Consider the following 15,671-nt stretch of genomic DNA (forward strand, 5'->3'; position numbering starts at 1 on the left):
GGGCCTACGCCTTCGCCGGCCCCCGCAGCCGCCGCCACACGCTCGGCGCGCCGCTCACCAGCACCGTCAGGGCGATCGCCGCGGCCACGCCCTCCCACGGCTCGCTGAACAGGGCGCCGCTCAGAATGCCGATCAGCTGGTACGTCACCGCCCAGGCCAGGCAGGCCGGGAAGTTGCCCCGGGCGAAGCGGCGCGCCGGCCACTCGGCCAGCAGGCAGGCCAGCATCACGGGTATGCGGCCCGCCGGCACCAGCCGCGACAGCACCAGCACCGCGACATCGTGCTCGGCGAGCTTCTCCTGCGCCTGCTCCAGCCGGTCCTCGGGCGCCCGGGACCGGATCGCCTCCAGCCAGCGCGAGCCGTTCTTCGAACCGACCCCGCGCCGCCCCAGCCAGTACAGCGCCATGTCCCCGCAGAACGCGGCCAGCGACGCCGTCGCGAACACCATCAGCATCGAGTACGGCAGCGTCTGGTGCATCGCCACCACGGCCGCCGAACTCACCAGCGCCCCCGTCGGCACCACCGGCACCAGGGCCCCGATCAGCACCAGCAGGAACAGCGAGGGATAGCCGAACGCCTGCTGGGTCGGCTCGGTCGGAATGCTCGTCACGGCGGCGCCCAGCGTGCTCACCGCGCGACCTCCACGCGCACACTCTCACCGTGCCCCAGCCGGTGCACCGCCACGCCCGGCGCGCGCAGCGCCGACAGGCGCACGAACTCGTCACCCGGCGTGTGGAACTCGTGCGGGCGCACCGCGTCCATCCCGATCGGCCAGTACGTGCCGTAGTGCACCGGCACCGCCGTGCGCGGCGCCAGCCGGGCCAGCGCCTCGGCCGCCCGCCCCGCGTCCAGGTGCTCCGGGCCGAGGTACGGCCCCCAGCCGCCCACCGGCAGCAGCGCCGCGTCGACCGGCCCGACCTCCTTCTCCATGTCGTCGAACAGGCCGGTGTCCCCGGCGAAGTACGTCCGGGCCTCGCCCTCGACGACATAGCCGAGCGCGGGGGAGCGGTGCGGGCCGAGCGGCAGCCGGCGCCCGTCGTGCCGGGCGGGCACCGCCCGTATCCGCAGGTCGCCGACGGTGGTCTCGTCGCCGGGCACCACTTCGGTCAGTTCCAGGTGTCCGAGTCTGCGCATCCCGGGCACCGCGCGCGGCGCGCCCCGGGGCACGAGCAGGCGCGTGCCCGGCGCGAGCCGCGCGAGCGACGGCACGTGCAGATGGTCGGCGTGCAGGTGCGACACCAGCGCCACGTCCGCGCGCCAGGCGTCCGGCGGCGGCACCGCGCCCCGTCTGCGCCGCAGATGGGCCAGCCGGCGGACGAACAGCGGATCGGTGAGCACACGGATGTCCGAGTCCTCGACCGTGCAGGTGGCGTGACCCCACCAGGTGAGCTCCACCGGCACTCCTTTGCCTCCTTCGCGCGACTCCCCGCAGCCTACGTCCAGGAGTAGGGTCGGCGGCGAAACGGGAGGTGAGGGGGACACCATGGGACTGGTGAGGGTGACGGCGATCGCGAGTCTGACGCCGCTGGAGCAGCTGGACGACGACCCGTTCCTGGTCGACTCCCGCAGTCAGCACGCGATGTGCGCCCGCTGGGCCGCCGAGCACGGCTACGTCGTCGCCCGGGAACTGCTGGTCCGCGGACTGCGTCCCGACCACGACGCCCTGTGGGACGGCGTCCGTCCCGGGCACGACCTGTTCGTCGCGCCCAGCCGCCGGGTGCTGGAGAGCGCGTTGTCGTCGGTGGACGCGTTCACCGCCGAGTGCGCGCGCCGCGGCGTCCGCGTCGAGACCGTCGGCCGAGCCGAACCGGCGTACGACGCCCGGATGAAGGCGTGCGTGCACCGGCGGCTGTCCATGCCGACGGCCGGGTACGACGGCCGCTGACCGGAGTGCCACGGCCCCGTCGGGGGTGTGAACCGGACCCCGGGGGACAAACGGACGTCCCGGAGCGTTGTGGCAGGGTGGGGGATGCCCGTGCCGACGGACGGGCCGGGACGTGAGGTGTGCGGAGCGTGGGTGGAGGGCGTTGGCGCCGGGTCGCCAGTCAGATCGGCCGGAGTGTCGCCGTGTGGGCCGTGTCCACGCTCACGATGCTCGCGCTCGCCGGAATCCTGCCGGACTTCCGGCTCCAGTCGCCCGACGGGGACAGCGCCACCGACATCGCCGTGACCGCCGCGGTCGGCGCCGGTGCCTTCGGTCTGCTGTCCGCCCTGGTGTGGCCGCTGATGGTCCGGCTGCTGCTCCTGGTGCCGGCGCTCGTCCTCGGGCTGCTGGTCTTCTTCCTCAACGGCGGGCTGCTGCTCCTCGCCATCGACGTCAACCCGGCCGGGCGCGGCGGCGTCGCCCCCGAGACCGCCGTCGTGGTGGCCGCCGTCATGTCCGCGGTCGCCTCCGCCACCGGCGGTGCCCTGGCCGTGCGCGACGACGACGCCTACCGGCGGCGGCTCTACCGCCTCGCCGACCGCCGCCGCAGATCCGGCCCGCCCTGCCCGGACGGGCCCGGCACCCTCTTCCTGCAACTCGACGGCGTCGGCCACGACGTCCTGCTGGACGCCGTCGAGGCCGGTGACATGCCCACCATCGCCCGCTGGCTCGGCCGCGACGGCGCCTCCGCCACCCACCGCCTCGCCCCGTGGCGCACCGACTGGTCCAGCCAGACCGGCGCCAGCCAGCTCGGCATCCTGCACGGCTCCAACCACGACGTCCCCGCCTTCCGCTGGTTCGAGAAGGACACCGGCGAGGTCGTGGTCTGCAACCGCCCCACCAGCGCCGCCGAACTCCAGCACCGCGCCATCGCGCACACCGGCGACGGCGGCCTGCTGACCTTCGACGGCGCCAGCCGCGGCAACCTCTTCAGCGGAGGCGCCGACGAACAGGCCCTCGTGCTGTCCATCGCCACCCGCCGCCGCAGCAAGGAGACGCGCTCCCGCTCCGGCTACTTCGCCTACTTCTCCGACCCGGCCAACGCCGTGCGCACCGCGCTGTCCTTCGTCGCGGAGGTGTGCCGGGAGATCGGCCAGTCCACCCGCGCCCGTGTCCACAAGGTCCGCCCGCGCGTCTCGCGCGGCGGCCTCTACCCCTTCGTCCGCGCCTTCGCCACCGTCGTCGAACGGGACGTCGTGGTCGCCGCGGTGATGGGCGACATGCTCGCCGGCCGCACCGCCGTCTACGCCGACCTGGTCGCCTACGACGAGGTCGCGCACCACTCCGGACCGCGCAGCCGGGACGCCGCCAAGGTCCTCCAGCGGCTCGACCGGTCCCTCGCGCTGATCGAGAAGGTCGCCGAGCACGCCCCCCGCAAGTACCGGATCGTGGTCCTGTCCGACCACGGACAGAGCCCCGGCGAGACCTTCCGCGCCCGCTACGGCCTCACCCTCGGCGATCTGGTCCGGGCCGGCTGCGGCCTGCCCGTGCCGCGCCGCGCCCAGCGGACCCGCAGCGGCGCCGAGGCCCGCAACACCGTACGGGCCGCCCTGCACCGGCCCGTCGAGGAGGGCGCCGAGCAGCAGCGCCCCGCCGACACCCCCACCGGCCGCCGCTCGGAGCCGATCGTGCTGGCCTCCGGCAACCTGGGCCTGGTCTCCTTCCCGGACGTGCGGCACCGGATGACCCGCGAGGAGATCGACGCCCGCCATCCCGCCCTGCTGACCACCCTCGCCAACCACCCCGGCGTCGGCTTCCTGCTGGTCCGCAGCGAGGAGCACGGCGGTGTGGTGCTCGGCGCGCGCGGCGCGGAGGTCCCGCTGGACCGGCTCGACGAGGACCCCGGCCCGCTCGCGCCGTTCGGGCCCGGCGCCGCCGACGCCGTCCGGCGCACCCACTCCTTCCCGCACACCGCCGACATCATGGTCAACTCCTTCCACGACCCGGTCGACGGCGAGGTGCTCGCCTTCGAGGAGCAGATCGGCTCCCACGGCGGACTCGGCGGCGCCCAGTCCCGCGCCTTCCTGCTCTCCCCGGTCGTCCTGTCCGCGCCGACCCGGGACGGTGCGGAGATCACCGGCGCCGAGGCCGTCCACCGGGTGCTCCGCCGCTGGCTGCGCGAGTCCAACGGCCCCCAGGTGCCCGTGGAGGATCCTCGGTCGAGGACCGTCGCCGACGGACCATTTCCGGTCCCGGACGGGGTCGTGCAGGACAAAAGCGCCTGATTTGGAGCGGTGCCGGGCCGTGCCGGACCATGGGCGCCGTCCCGGCGATCCCGGGCACCAGTTCCAAGGAAGGCGCACCACCCCATGCACGTCACCGGGACCGTCCCCCCACCGGCTCCGGCCCCGCAGGAGACCCCCGCGGCCCCCGGTTCCACCCCCGCCCCCGAGGGCACCAGGCACACCCGCCGCTTCGGCCTCCCCGTCGCCACCGCCCTGGTCATGGGCAACATCATCGGCGGCGGCATCTTCCTGCTCCCGGCCTCCGTCGCCCCCTTCGGCACCATCAGCCTGCTCGCCTTCGGCGTCCTCACCGTCGGCGCCATCGCGCTCGCCCTGGTCTTCGGCCGCCTCGCCCGGCGCGACCCGCGCACCGGCGGCCCCTACGTCTACGCCCGCGAGGCATTCGGCGACTTCGCCGGCTTCCTCGCCGCCTGGGCGTACTGGATCACCACCTGGGTGTCCAACGCGGCCCTCGCCGTCGCCGCCGTCGGCTATCTGGACGTCCTGATCCCGGTCGGTGACCACCGCTGGACCGCCTGCCTGGCCGCCCTCGTCATCCAGTGGCTGCCCGCCCTCGCCAACTTCGCCGGCACCCGCTACGTCGGCGCCGTCCAGCTCGTCGCCACGGTCCTGAAGTTCGCCCCGCTCCTGCTCGTGGCCGTCGGCGGTCTGTTCTTCTTCGACGCCGACAACCTGGGCCCGTTCAACGCCACCGGCGGCAGCGGCATCGGCGCCGTCTCGGCCGCCGCCGCGATCCTGCTCTTCTCCTACCTCGGCGTGGAGTCCGCCGCCGTCAGCGCCGGTGAGGTCAAGGACCCCCGCCGCACGGTCGGCCGCGCCACCGTCATCGGCACCGCGGGCGCGGCCCTCGTCTACCTGCTGGGCACCCTCTCGGTCTTCGGCACGGTCGCCCACGACCGCCTGGTGGACTCCACCGCGCCCTTCTCGGACGCCGTCAACGCCATGTTCGGCGGCGCCTGGGGAGGCTGGGCCGTCGCGCTGGCCGCCCTGGTCTCCATGACCGGCTGCCTCAACGGCTGGACCCTGCTGAGCGCCCAGACCCCGTACGCCGCCGCCAAGGACGGCCTCTTCCCGGCCGCCTTCGCCCGCAAGCGGCGCGGTGTCCCCACCGTCGGCGTCGGCGTCACCGTCGTCCTCGCCTCCCTGCTCACCGTCTACAACTACACGTCCGGCTCGGCGAAGGTCTTCGAGATCCTCGTCCTCGTCACCACCTTCACCGCGACCGTGCCCTATCTGCTGGCCACCGCCGCCCAGATCTTCCACCTCGTCTCCGGGCAGGGCGAGAAGGTCGACCGGGCCCGCCTGGTCCGCGACGGCGTGATCGCGGCGGTCGCGGCGGGCTTCTCCCTCTGGCTGGTCGCCGGCGCCGGCTACGCGGCGGTCTACCAGGGCGTGCTCTTCCTGTTCGCGGGCGTGCTCGTGTACGCGGTGATGGCGGCCCGCAGGCGGCGCGCGGAGGGGCCCGCGGCACCGTAATTGGGCTGCGCGGGAACGGCGGGACACCCACACTGGTGCGGTCCCCTCCCGACGATCTTCTCGAGGAGCCCCTGCGTGCAGGCAGCCGTCACCGTCACTCCCGCCCGACTCCCGGAACTGCTGCTGGGCCTCGCCACCGTGCGGCCGGTCTTCCTGTGGGGCGCACCCGGCATCGGCAAGTCCTCCCTGGTGAGGAACTTCGCCGACTCGCTGGGCCTGGAGTGCGTGAGCCTGCTCGGCACCCAGCTCGCGCCCGAGGACCTGATCGGCGTCCCGCAGATCCGGGACGGCCGGTCGGTGTTCTGCCCGCCGGAGTCCATCGCCCGCGACGAGCCGTACTGCCTGTTCCTGGACGAGCTGAACGCGGCCACCCCCGACGTGCAGAAGGCGTTCTACTCCCTCATCCTCGACCGCCGCATCGGCAGCTACGAACTCCCCAAGGGCTCCATCGTCATCGGGGCCGGCAACCGCGCCACCGACAACGCCCTGGCCCGCCCCCTCGCCTCCGCGCTGGTCAACCGCCTCACCCACGTCCACCTGGACGCCTCCGCCCAGGACTGGCTCACCTGGGCCGGCGAGAACGGCATCCACCCCTGGATCACCGACCACCTCACCGACCGCCCCGACCACCTGTGGTCCAAGCCGCCCAAGACCGAGGAGCCGTTCTCCACCCCGCGCTCCTGGCACATGCTCTCCGACGCCCTGCACTCCTTCGGCCGCGACCTCGACGAGGACACCCTGAAGGTCCTCGCCCACGGCACGCTCACCCCCGCCCACGCCACCGCCTTCTGCGGCTACGTCAAGATCGTGCGCAGCCGGTTCGGCATCGAGGCGATCCTCAAGGGCGAGGCCCGCTGGCCCAGCCGCCTCCAGGACCGCGACCTGCTCTACTACCTCGCCGAGTCCTTCCGCGGCCGGCTGGTCAAGGAACTGCCCGCGAGCAAGGAGCACATGTCGGCGAACGGCCGCCAGACCGCCTACCGCGCCAAGTCGCTGCTGGTGCAGCTCGCCGAGATCTCCGTCGAGGTCGCCCAGAGCGTCATCGCCTCCGACCCCGACGGCAACCCGGTGCTGCCCGCCTGGTTCCTGGTCGAGGCCGCCCGCGACATGCCCCGGCTGGTCGAGGCCCGCCGATGAGCCGCACCCGCAGGCAGAAGCAGCAGCAGAAGAAGAAGGACCCGGCGGCGGAGGACTGCGCCGAGGGCATCCGGCTGGTGTGGGCCAACCCCGCCCTGGCGGCGATGGAGGTCAAGCTGTGCCGCGAGGAGGAGTGCCGGGTCGCGCCCCGGCAGGGACTCGTCCGCGTCAGCTCCAACGGCCGGGTCCACCTCAGTCACACCCGTCACGCCGAGCCCGCCGAGTGGGCCTGGGCCATCGCCCACGCCCTGATCCACCTCGGCTTCGGCCACGTACCCGCCGCGACCGGCGAGCGCCCCCAGCCCGACCGCTACGACCTCGCCGCCCGCTGCGTCGTCGTCAACCGCTTCCTGGCGACCTTCCCGGTCGGCCGCACCCCGGACCACCTGCCGCCGACGTACCCCGACGGCGACGAGGAACGCATTGCCGCCGCCTGGCGCCGCGAGGGCGGCATCCCGGCCGCCTACGAGCACTGCGGCACCGCGGGCGCCGAACCCGACCAGCTGCTGGTGCCCTGGGACGGATACAACGGCCAGGCCCCCGACTGGCAGCTGGCCTTCGCCCACGCCCTGACCCGCACCATGTCCACCGCCCTCGACCTCGCGGGCGGCCGGCGCGACGACATGCTGGGCGGCCCCACCCGCCTGCACCCCTGGCAGCAGGCCCTGAGCTGGTTCGTCTCCTCCTACCCGCTGCTCGGCGGCATCGCGGCCGGCATCACCCTCGTCGCCGACGCCGAACTCGCCCGCGCCCACGGCATCTCCGTCGCCGCCGTCGACGCCGAGGCCGGCGAGATCTACGTCAACCCCCTGCGCCGGTACGACGACGAGGAATGGCGCTTCATCCTCGCCCACGAGATGCTGCACGCCGCCCTGCGCCACGGCGACCGCCGCGGCACCCGCGACCCCTACCTCTTCAACGTCGCCTGCGACTACGTGATCAACGGCTGGCTGGTCGAGATGCGGGTCGGCACCATGCCCGAGGGCCTGCTGCACGACCCGGCCCTCGCCGGCCTGTCCGCCGAGGAGGTCTACGACCGCATCGCCGGCGACCTGCGCCGCATGCGCCGCCTGTCCACCCTGCGCGGCAAGGGCGTCGGCGACATCCTCGGCGGCCCGCTCGGCGCGCCCCGCGACCACGTCGACCTCGACGGCTTCTACCGGCGCGGCCTCGCCCAGGGCCTCGACCTGCACCAGCGGCAGGAGCGCGGCTACCTGCCCGGCGGCTTGGTCGAGGAGATCCGCGCCCTCAGCCACCCGCCGCTGCCCTGGGACGCCCGCCTCGCCCGCTGGTTCGACGAGTTCGTGCCCCGCCCCGAGCCCGTACGCTCGTACGCCCGCCCCTCCCGGCGCCAGGCCGCCACCCCGGACATCCCGCGCGCCGGACGGTACTTCCCGCCCGAGGAGATCGCCCGCTGCACCTTCGGCGTCGTCCTGGACACCTCCGGCTCCATGGACCGCACGCTGCTCGGCAAGGCGCTCGGCGCCATCGCCTCCTACGCCGAGGCCCGCGACGTGCCCGCCGCCCGCGTCGTGTTCTGCGACGCGGCACCGCACGACGCCGGGTATCTGCCGGTGACGGAGATCGCGGGCCGGGTGCGGGTGCACGGCAGGGGCGGCACCGTCCTCCAGCCCGGCGTCGACCTGCTGCTGCGCGCCGACGACTTCCCGCCCACCGCGCCGGTCCTCGTCATCACCGACGGCTGGTGCGACGTGCTGCGGGTGCGGCGCGAGCACGCCTACCTGATCCCGAAGGGCGCACGGCTGCCGTTCACCGCCCGGGGACCGGTCTTCCGGGTGAGCTGAGCCGGAGTGTGATCGGATGGGGGTGGGAACCCGGTCGCGGGCTCCCACCGCCCCAGTACAGCAAGAGATTTCGAGAGGAACCGCCGTGGCAACCACGCGCTCCGCACACACCGTCTGGGAAGGCAACCTGCTCGAGGGCAACGGTGTCGTCACCTTCGACTCGTCCGGCATCGGCGAGCAGCCGGTGTCGTGGCCGTCGCGCGCCGAGCAGGCGAACGGGAAGACCAGCCCCGAGGAGCTGATCGCCGCCGCCCACTCCAGCTGCTTCTCCATGGCGCTGTCGCACGGCCTGGCCGGCGCCGGCACCCCGCCCACCAAGCTCACCACCTCCGCCGACGTCACCTTCCAGCCGGGTGAGGGCATCACGGGCATCCACCTCACCGTGGAGGGCACCGTCCCCGGCCTCGACAACGACGCGTTCGTCGCCGCCGCCGAGGACGCCAAGAAGAACTGCCCGGTCAGCCAGGCCCTGACCGGCACGACCATCACCCTGACGGCCAAGCTGGCCTAGTCGGACAGGGCGCTAGGAGCCCGCGCGCTCCCAGCCCCGCCGGTCCGGGCGCGGCCCCAGTTGCCTGGGGTCGCGCGACCGGTACACCACGTACGGGCGGGTCAGGTACTGCACCGGCGCGCTGAACATGTGCACCAGCCGGGTGTACGGCACCAGGGCGATCAGCAGCATCCCCACCACCGCGTGCACCTGGTACAGCACCGGCACCCCCACCATCAGCTCCGTCTTCGGCTGGAGGGTGAACAGGCTGCGCGACCAGGGCGCGATGGTGTGCCGGTAGTCGTAGCCGGTGCCGGAGGAGTGCGCCAGCTTGGCGACCATGCCGAGGACGATCGCCGCCAGCAGGAAGACGTACATGACCTTGTCGTTGGCGGTCGTCGCCCGGAAGACGGGCGCGTTGGTGCGCCGGCGGTAGATCAGCATGAGGATGCCCGCGACGGCCAGCACACCGGCCGCCGTGCCGCCGTACAGCGACAGCAGGTGGTAGGCGTGCTCGCTCACGCCCAGCGCGTCCGTCCACGACTCGGGAACGAACAGCCCGACGAGATGGCCGACGAGCACGAACAGGATGCCGTAGTGGAACACCGGCGAGGCGATGTTCAGCAGCTTCGACTCGTAGACCTGCGAGGAGCGCGTCGTCCAGCCGAACCGGTCGTAGCGGTGCCGCCAGACCAGGCCCGCGATCAGCAGGGCGAAGGCGGCGTAGGGCAGCACGCCCCAGAGGAAGACGGTCACGGGCGGGCTCCGGTGGGTGCGGGCGGCAGGGTGGCGCACACCGCGTCCAGGACGCACGCGTAGGGCGTCCCGAAGGCGGTGAGCCGGGAGCGGAGCTGGTCCAGGGCGTCGCGGTGCTCGGTGAGCATCCCGATGTTCCCGGTGCGGGAGGCGAACTCCAGCACGGCCGGCAGGAAGTCGGGCAGTTCCTCGTCGGTGAACTCCAGCCCGTGCGCCCGGTACAGCTCCTTGAAGCGGACCAGCGACATGCCGCGGTTGCGGGTGTCGCCGTCGGTCCACCAGCTCAGATAGAGGCTGTGCCGGTTCTTGAAGTCGAAGACCTCCACGTAGTGCGCCTGGAGCGCGCCCTGTTCGGTCGCCGCCGCGTGGTCGGTGAAGCCCCGCAGTTGCGGAGCGGCCTCCCGCAGCAGCGGCAGCCGGGCGCGGAAGTCGTCGTCGGGATACGTCAGACAGAGCGCCGCCGCCTGGTACAGCAGCTCGAAGCCGGGCATGGGATCAGACCTCCCTCTCGTCGTCCGCCGTCTGCCGCCTGCGCAGGATGTGGAAGTTCTCCACCGGCACCAGCGGCAGCCGCCTGCGCCCCGAGTCCTGGCCGAACGGCCCGTCCCCGCCCATCCCCGGCCCGCCGTCGGTGTCCAGGCTGCACGTGTCCGGCAGCGCCGACGCCTCCAGCCGGTGCGCGTCGCCGACGGCCGCCGTCGGGATCACGTACCGCTCCTCGTACTTGGCGATCGCCAGCAGCCGGTACATGTCCTCGACCTCCTGCGGGCTCATGCCGACACCCGCGCAGACGGCGGGGTCCGGTTCCTCGCCGAGGTTGATCGCCCGCATGTGGGCCCGCATCGCCGCCAGCTTCTCCAGCGACGCCCGTACGGGGCCGGTGTCGCCCGCCGTGAACACCTCCGCCAGGTACTCCAGCGGGATGCGGAGCGTGTCGATGGCCCCGAAGAGGTTGTCGGCGTCCTCGCCGTCGTGCCCGGTCTCCGTCAGGGCGTCCACCACCGGTGACAGCGGCGGGATGTACCAGACCATCGGCATGGTGCGGTACTCCGGGTGCAGGGGCAGGGCGACACGGTACCTGCTCACCAGCGCGTGCACGGGGGAGCGCCGGGCCGCCTCGATCCAGTCGAACGGGATGCCCGCCTTCTCCGCCTCCCGCCGCACCTCGGGGTCCTCCGGGTCGAGGAAGACGCCCAACTGTGCCGCGTACAGGTCGTGCTCGTCCGGCGTGGAGGCCGCCTCGGTCACCTTGTCGGCGTCGTACAGCACCACACCCAGGTACCGGAGCCGGCCGACGCAGGTCTCCGAGCAGACCGTCGGCTGCCCGATCTCGATGCGCGGATAGCAGAAGGTGCACTTCTCGGCCTTGCCGGTGCGGTGGTTGAAGTACACCTTCTTGTACGGGCATCCGGTCACGCACATCCGCCAGCCCCGGCAGCGGTCCTGGTCGACCAGGACGATGCCGTCCTCCGAGCGCTTGTACATCGCCCCGGACGGGCACGACGCCACGCACGACGGGTTGAGGCAGTGCTCGCAGATGCGCGGCAGGTAGAACATGAACGTCTCTTCGTACGCGAACCGCACCTTCTCCGAGGCCCGCTGCCGCGTCCGTTCCACCATCGGGTCGAGGTCGCCGTAGGCGGGGGCGCCGCCCAGGTCGTCGTCCCAGTTCGAGGACCAGCCGATCTTCATCGGTTTGCCGTCGAGCTGCGAGACGGGCCGGGCGACCGGGTAGTCGGAGCCGAGCGGGGCGTCGGTGAGGTTCTTGTAGTCGTAGGTCCAGGGCTCGTAGTAGTCCTTGATCTCCGGGAGCTTCGGGTTGGAGAAGATCCCGGCGAGCTTCCTGATCCGGCCGCCCGCCTTGAGCTTGAGCGCGCCCCGCCGGTTCAGCTCCCAGCCGCCCTTCCACCTCTCCTGGTCCTCGTAGCGGCGCGGGTAACCCTGACCGGGGCGGGTCTCCACGTTGTTGAACCAGACGTACTCCATGCCCCGACGGTTGGTCCACGCCTGCTTGCAGGTGACCGAGCAGGTGTGGCAGCCGATGCACTTGTCGAGGTTCATGACCATCGCGACCTGGGCCATCACTCGCATCAGTACTCGACCTCCTGGCCGCGGCGGCGGATCACCGTCACCTCGTCGCGCTGGTTGCCCGTCGGGCCCAGGTAGTTGAACGCCCACGACAACTGGGCGTAGCCGCCGATGAGATGGCTCGGTTTGAGGAGCAGGCGGGTGAGCGAGTTGTGGATGCCGCCGCGCTTCCCGGTCGTCTCCGCGAGGGGCACGTTGACCGTGCGCTCCTGCGCGTGGTGCATGTAGACCGTGCCCGGTGGCATCCGGTGCGAGACGATCGCGCGGGCCACCACCACGCCGTTGCGGTTGACCGCCTCGATCCAGTCGTCGTCGCCGACGCCGATCGCCTCCGCGTCCCGCGCCGACATCCAGATGGTCTGGCCGCCCCTCGACAGGGCCAGCATGAACAGGTTGTCCTGGTACTCGGAGTGGATGGACCACTTGTTGTGCGGGGTCAGATAGCGGACCGTCACCTCACGGTGCCCGTCCGGGCCGAGCCGCGGTTCGCCGAACAGCCGGCTCATGTCCAGCGGCGGCCGGTACACGGGCAGCGCCTCGCCCAGCTCGTGCATCCAGTCGTGGTCCAGGAAGAAGTGCTGCCGTCCGGTGAGGGTGTGCCAGGGCTTGAGATGCTCGGTGTTGAGCGTGAACGCCGTGTACCGCCGCCCGCCTGCCTCGCTGCCCGACCACTCCGGGGAGGTGATCACCGGCACGGGCGCCGCCTGGGTGTCCGCGTAGGTGACGCGCTTGCCCTCGTGTTCGGCGGCGAGGTGGGCCATCTCCTGCCCGGTCTTCGCCTCCAGGGTGTGGAAGCCCTGGGTGGCCAGGCGCCCGTTGGTGGTGCCGGAGAGGGCCAGGATGGTGTCGGCGGCCTTCACCGCCGTGTCCAGCGCCGGGCGGCCGTCGGCCGGGCCGCCGCGCACCGCGCCGTTCAGCTCCCGCAGCCGCGCCACCTCCTCGTCCGGCCTCAGCGTGATCCCCTTCGCGGGCAGGCCCTTGGCCTCCACCAGCGGGCCCAGCGCCGCGAACTTCGCGCCGATCGCCGTGTAGTCGCGCTCCACGACGACGAGGTTCGGCATGGTCTTCCCGGGCTCCGGATCGCACTCCCCGCGCCGCCAGTCCCGGACCACCCCGCCCGGCTGGGCGATCTCGCCGGGTGTGTCGTGCTGGAGCGGCGCCGCCACGAGGTCCTTGCGTACCCCGAGGTGGCCGGCGGCCAGCTCGCTCAGCTTCTCCGCGAGCACCTTGAACGTGTCGAAGTCGGTGCGGGTCTGCCACGGCGGGCTCACGGCCGGGGAGAAGGCGTGCACGTAGGGGTGCATGTCCGTGCTGGACAGGTCGTGCTTCTCGTACCAGGTCGCGGCGGGCAGCACCACGTCGGAGAGCAGCGTGGACGAGGTGTGCCGGAAGTCCAGCGACAGCAGCAGATCGAGCTTGCCCTCGGGCGCCTCCTCGTGCCAGACCACGTCCCGGGGCCGCTCGCCCGGCGCGGCCTCCTCGGCGCGCAGCGAGGAGTGGGTGCCCAGCAGGTGCTTGGTGAAGTACTCGGCGCCCTTCGCCGACGAACCCAGCAGATTGGCCCGCCACAGCGTCACGATGCGCGGCCAGTTCTCCGGCGCGTCCGGGTCCTCGCAGGCGAACTTCAGGGTTCCCGCGCGCAGCTCGGCCACCGCGTTCGCCACCGGGTCGCCGAAGGTCTCGCCCAGCTCCAGGGGATTGCGGTCGAAGGTCGGGTACGACGGCATCCACCCCGTGCGCGCCGACAGCGCCAGGCAGTCCGCGCCCGTCATCCCCTCGAACCTGCCCTCACCGAGCGGCGAGGCCAGCACGTCCGCGCCGAACCGGTCGTAGCGGAACTGGTCGGTGTTCAGGTACCAGTACGCGGTGCCGATCATCTGCCGCGGGGGCCGCGACCAGTCCGACGCGGCGGCCAGCGACGCCCAGCCGGTCGACGGGCGGCACTTCTCCTGGCCCACGTAGTGCGCCCAGCCGCCGCCGTTGCGGCCCTGGCAGCCGGTGAGCTGGAGCAGGGCGAGGAACGCCCGGTAGATCGTCTCGGAGTGGAACCAGTGGTTGGTGCCCGCGCCCATCAGGATCATGCAGCGTCCCCGGGAGCGCTCGGCGGTCCGCGCGAACTCCCGGGCGATCCGCACGCAGGCCGCCGCCGGCACCGAGGTGTGCGTCTCCTGCCACGCCGGGGTGCCGGGCGCCTCCGCGTCCTCGTACGACGCCGGCCACCGGCCCGGCACCCCGGGCCGGGCCACCCCGTACTGCGCCAGCAGCAGGTCGAACACCGTGGTCACCAACGGCCCGGTCGCCCCGCCCAGCCGGGTCGCCGGCACACCGCGCCGGACCACCTCGCCGCGGCCCTGCGCGTGCGCGCCGCCCTCGGTGTCGAAGCGGGGGAGCAGCACCTCCACACCCGACGCCATCTCGTGGCCGTGCAGGCTCAGCCGGGGCCGCACGTCGCCCAGGTCGAGGTTCCACCTGCCCTGGTCGGCCTCGTTCCAGCGGAAGCCCAGCGAGCCGTTCGGCACGACCGCACGGCCCGTCGTGTCGTCCAGCACCACCGTCTTCCAGGCGGCGTCCGCACCCTCCTGCCCCAGGTCGGCCGCGCGCAGGAACTTCGCCGGCACGTACCCGCCGTCCCGCTCGGTCAGCGTCACCAGGAACGGCAGGTCGGTGAAGCGGCGTACGTAGTCGTCGAAGAACGGGGTCTCCCGGTCGACGAAGAACTCCTTGAGCACCACGTGCCCCATCGCCAGGGCCAGCGCGGCGTCCGTGCCCGGGTGCGGGTGCAGCCACTGGTCGGCGAACTTGGTGTTGTCGGCGTAGTCGGGGGAGACGACCACGACCTTCTGGCCCCGGTAGCGGGCCTCGGCCATCCAGTGCGCGTCCGGCGTGCGGGTCACCGGGACGTTCGACCCCCACATGATCAGGTACGCCGCGTCCCACCAGTCCCCCGACTCCGGCACGTCCGTCTGGTCGCCGAAGACCTGCGGGGACGCCACCGGCAGGTCGGCGTACCAGTCGTAGAACGACAGCATCGGGGCGCCGATGAGGGAGTGGAAGCGGGCGCCCGCCGCGTGCGACACCATCGACATCGCCGGGATGGGGGAGAAGCCCGCGATGCGGTCCGGGCCCTGGGTGCGGATGGTGTGCACATGGGCCGCGGCGACCATCTCGACCGCCTCGTCCCAGCTCGCCCGCACCAGACCGCCCTTGCCGCGGGCCCGCTGGTAGCGCCGCCGCCGCTCGGGGTCGCCCTGGATGTCGGCCCAGGCCAGCACCGGGTCCGTCAGCCGGGCCTTCGCCTCCCGGTACATCTCCAGCAGCACCCCGCGCACATACGGGTAGCGCACCCGGGTCGGCGAGTACGTGTACCAGGAGAACGCCGCCCCTCTCGGGCAGCCGCGCGGCTCGTACTCGGGGCGGTCCGGGCCCACCGACGGATAGTCCGTCGCCTGGGTCTCCCAGGTGATGATGCCGTCCTTGACGAAGACGTTCCAGCGGCACGACCCCGTGCAGTTCACACCGTGCGTGGAGGTGACGACCTTGTCGTGGCTCCACCGGTCCCGGTAGAACGCGTCCGACTCCCGGCCCCCGACCAGTCCGATGCTGTGCAGGTCGGGGGCGGCGGTGCCGGGCCGGAAGAACCGCCCCGCCCGCAGCAGTGCCGCGCCCGGCTCGGTGGGCGGTGTCCGCGTGTCCGTCACGTGCGCTCTCCCTCGGTCGCCCTGGCTCCGAACCTAGGGGCGGGTGCGGGA

Annotated in this window: 12 protein-coding genes; 6 read left to right on the forward strand and 6 right to left on the reverse strand. The window is 72.9% G+C overall.

Translation table 11 applies throughout. The features are described 5' to 3' along the window. Positions 1-4: 4 nt before the first annotated feature. A complete protein-coding gene (locus ACFZP7_RS28420) occupies positions 5-631 on the reverse strand; it encodes a DedA family protein (RefSeq protein WP_031017925.1) in 627 nt (208 codons plus the stop codon). Next, entirely contained in the window at positions 628-1,401 is a 774-nt protein-coding gene (locus tag ACFZP7_RS28425; RefSeq protein WP_046248748.1) for an MBL fold metallo-hydrolase, read from the reverse strand. The genes ACFZP7_RS28420 and ACFZP7_RS28425 overlap by 4 nt, the downstream gene beginning before the upstream one ends. Positions 1,402-1,483: 82 nt before the next feature. Between ACFZP7_RS28425 and ACFZP7_RS28430 the strand changes: the two genes are divergently transcribed. The 6 genes from ACFZP7_RS28430 (at position 1,484) to ACFZP7_RS28455 (ending at position 9,099) form a co-directional block, all read left to right on the forward strand. Next, positions 1,484-1,885 carry a hypothetical protein gene (locus ACFZP7_RS28430; RefSeq protein ID WP_019328679.1) on the forward strand — a complete coding sequence of 134 codons (402 nt, stop codon included), beginning with the start codon at positions 1,484-1,486 and terminating at the stop codon, positions 1,883-1,885. A gap of 119 nt (positions 1,886-2,004) precedes the next feature. Continuing rightward, positions 2,005-4,149, forward strand: coding sequence for an alkaline phosphatase family protein (locus ACFZP7_RS28435; RefSeq protein WP_127435925.1), 2,145 nt, complete (start codon positions 2,005-2,007; stop codon positions 4,147-4,149). 84 nt (positions 4,150-4,233) lie between these two features. After that, the gene (locus tag ACFZP7_RS28440; protein WP_385636596.1) at positions 4,234-5,646 is read left to right on the forward strand and encodes an amino acid permease; all 1,413 of its coding nucleotides are present in this window, start codon (positions 4,234-4,236) and stop codon (positions 5,644-5,646) included. Positions 5,647-5,721: 75 nt separating this feature from the next. Next, entirely contained in the window at positions 5,722-6,783 is a 1,062-nt protein-coding gene (locus ACFZP7_RS28445; RefSeq protein ID WP_355271236.1) for a MoxR family ATPase, read from the forward strand. Beyond that, positions 6,780-8,588, forward strand: coding sequence for a DUF2201 family putative metallopeptidase (locus ACFZP7_RS28450; RefSeq protein ID WP_385636599.1), 1,809 nt, complete (start codon positions 6,780-6,782; stop codon positions 8,586-8,588). Before ACFZP7_RS28445 ends, ACFZP7_RS28450 begins: the two co-directional genes overlap by 4 nt. Before the next feature lie 85 nt (positions 8,589-8,673). Further along, positions 8,674-9,099 carry an OsmC family protein gene (locus tag ACFZP7_RS28455; protein WP_019328683.1) on the forward strand — a complete coding sequence of 142 codons (426 nt, stop codon included), beginning with the start codon at positions 8,674-8,676 and terminating at the stop codon, positions 9,097-9,099. A 12-nt stretch (positions 9,100-9,111) separates the two neighbouring features. Here the strand turns inward: ACFZP7_RS28455 and narI are convergent, their stop codons facing one another. Genes narI through ACFZP7_RS28475 form a run of 4 tightly spaced genes read right to left on the reverse strand, consistent with a single transcriptional unit; the run spans position 9,112 to position 15,620 of the window. Next, on the reverse strand, positions 9,112-9,834 hold the full coding sequence (narI, locus tag ACFZP7_RS28460; RefSeq protein WP_031017920.1) for a respiratory nitrate reductase subunit gamma: 723 nt from the start codon (positions 9,832-9,834) through the stop codon (positions 9,112-9,114). After that, on the reverse strand, positions 9,831-10,325 hold the full coding sequence (narJ, locus tag ACFZP7_RS28465; RefSeq protein ID WP_030968971.1) for a nitrate reductase molybdenum cofactor assembly chaperone: 495 nt from the start codon (positions 10,323-10,325) through the stop codon (positions 9,831-9,833). The genes narI and narJ overlap by 4 nt, the downstream gene beginning before the upstream one ends. A 4-nt stretch (positions 10,326-10,329) precedes the next feature. Further along, the gene (narH, locus tag ACFZP7_RS28470) at positions 10,330-11,925 is read right to left on the reverse strand and encodes a nitrate reductase subunit beta (protein WP_046248745.1); all 1,596 of its coding nucleotides are present in this window, start codon (positions 11,923-11,925) and stop codon (positions 10,330-10,332) included. Then, positions 11,925-15,620 (reverse strand): nitrate reductase subunit alpha, encoded by a 3,696-nt coding sequence (locus ACFZP7_RS28475; protein WP_385636600.1) that lies wholly within the window; start codon positions 15,618-15,620, stop codon positions 11,925-11,927. Before ACFZP7_RS28475 ends, narH begins: the two co-directional genes overlap by 1 nt. Positions 15,621-15,671 lie beyond the last annotated feature (51 nt).

It is taken from the genome of Streptomyces sp. SudanB5_2050 (assembly GCF_964272335.1).
Taxonomy (GTDB): Bacteria; Actinomycetota; Actinomycetes; order Streptomycetales; family Streptomycetaceae; genus Streptomyces; species Streptomyces rochei.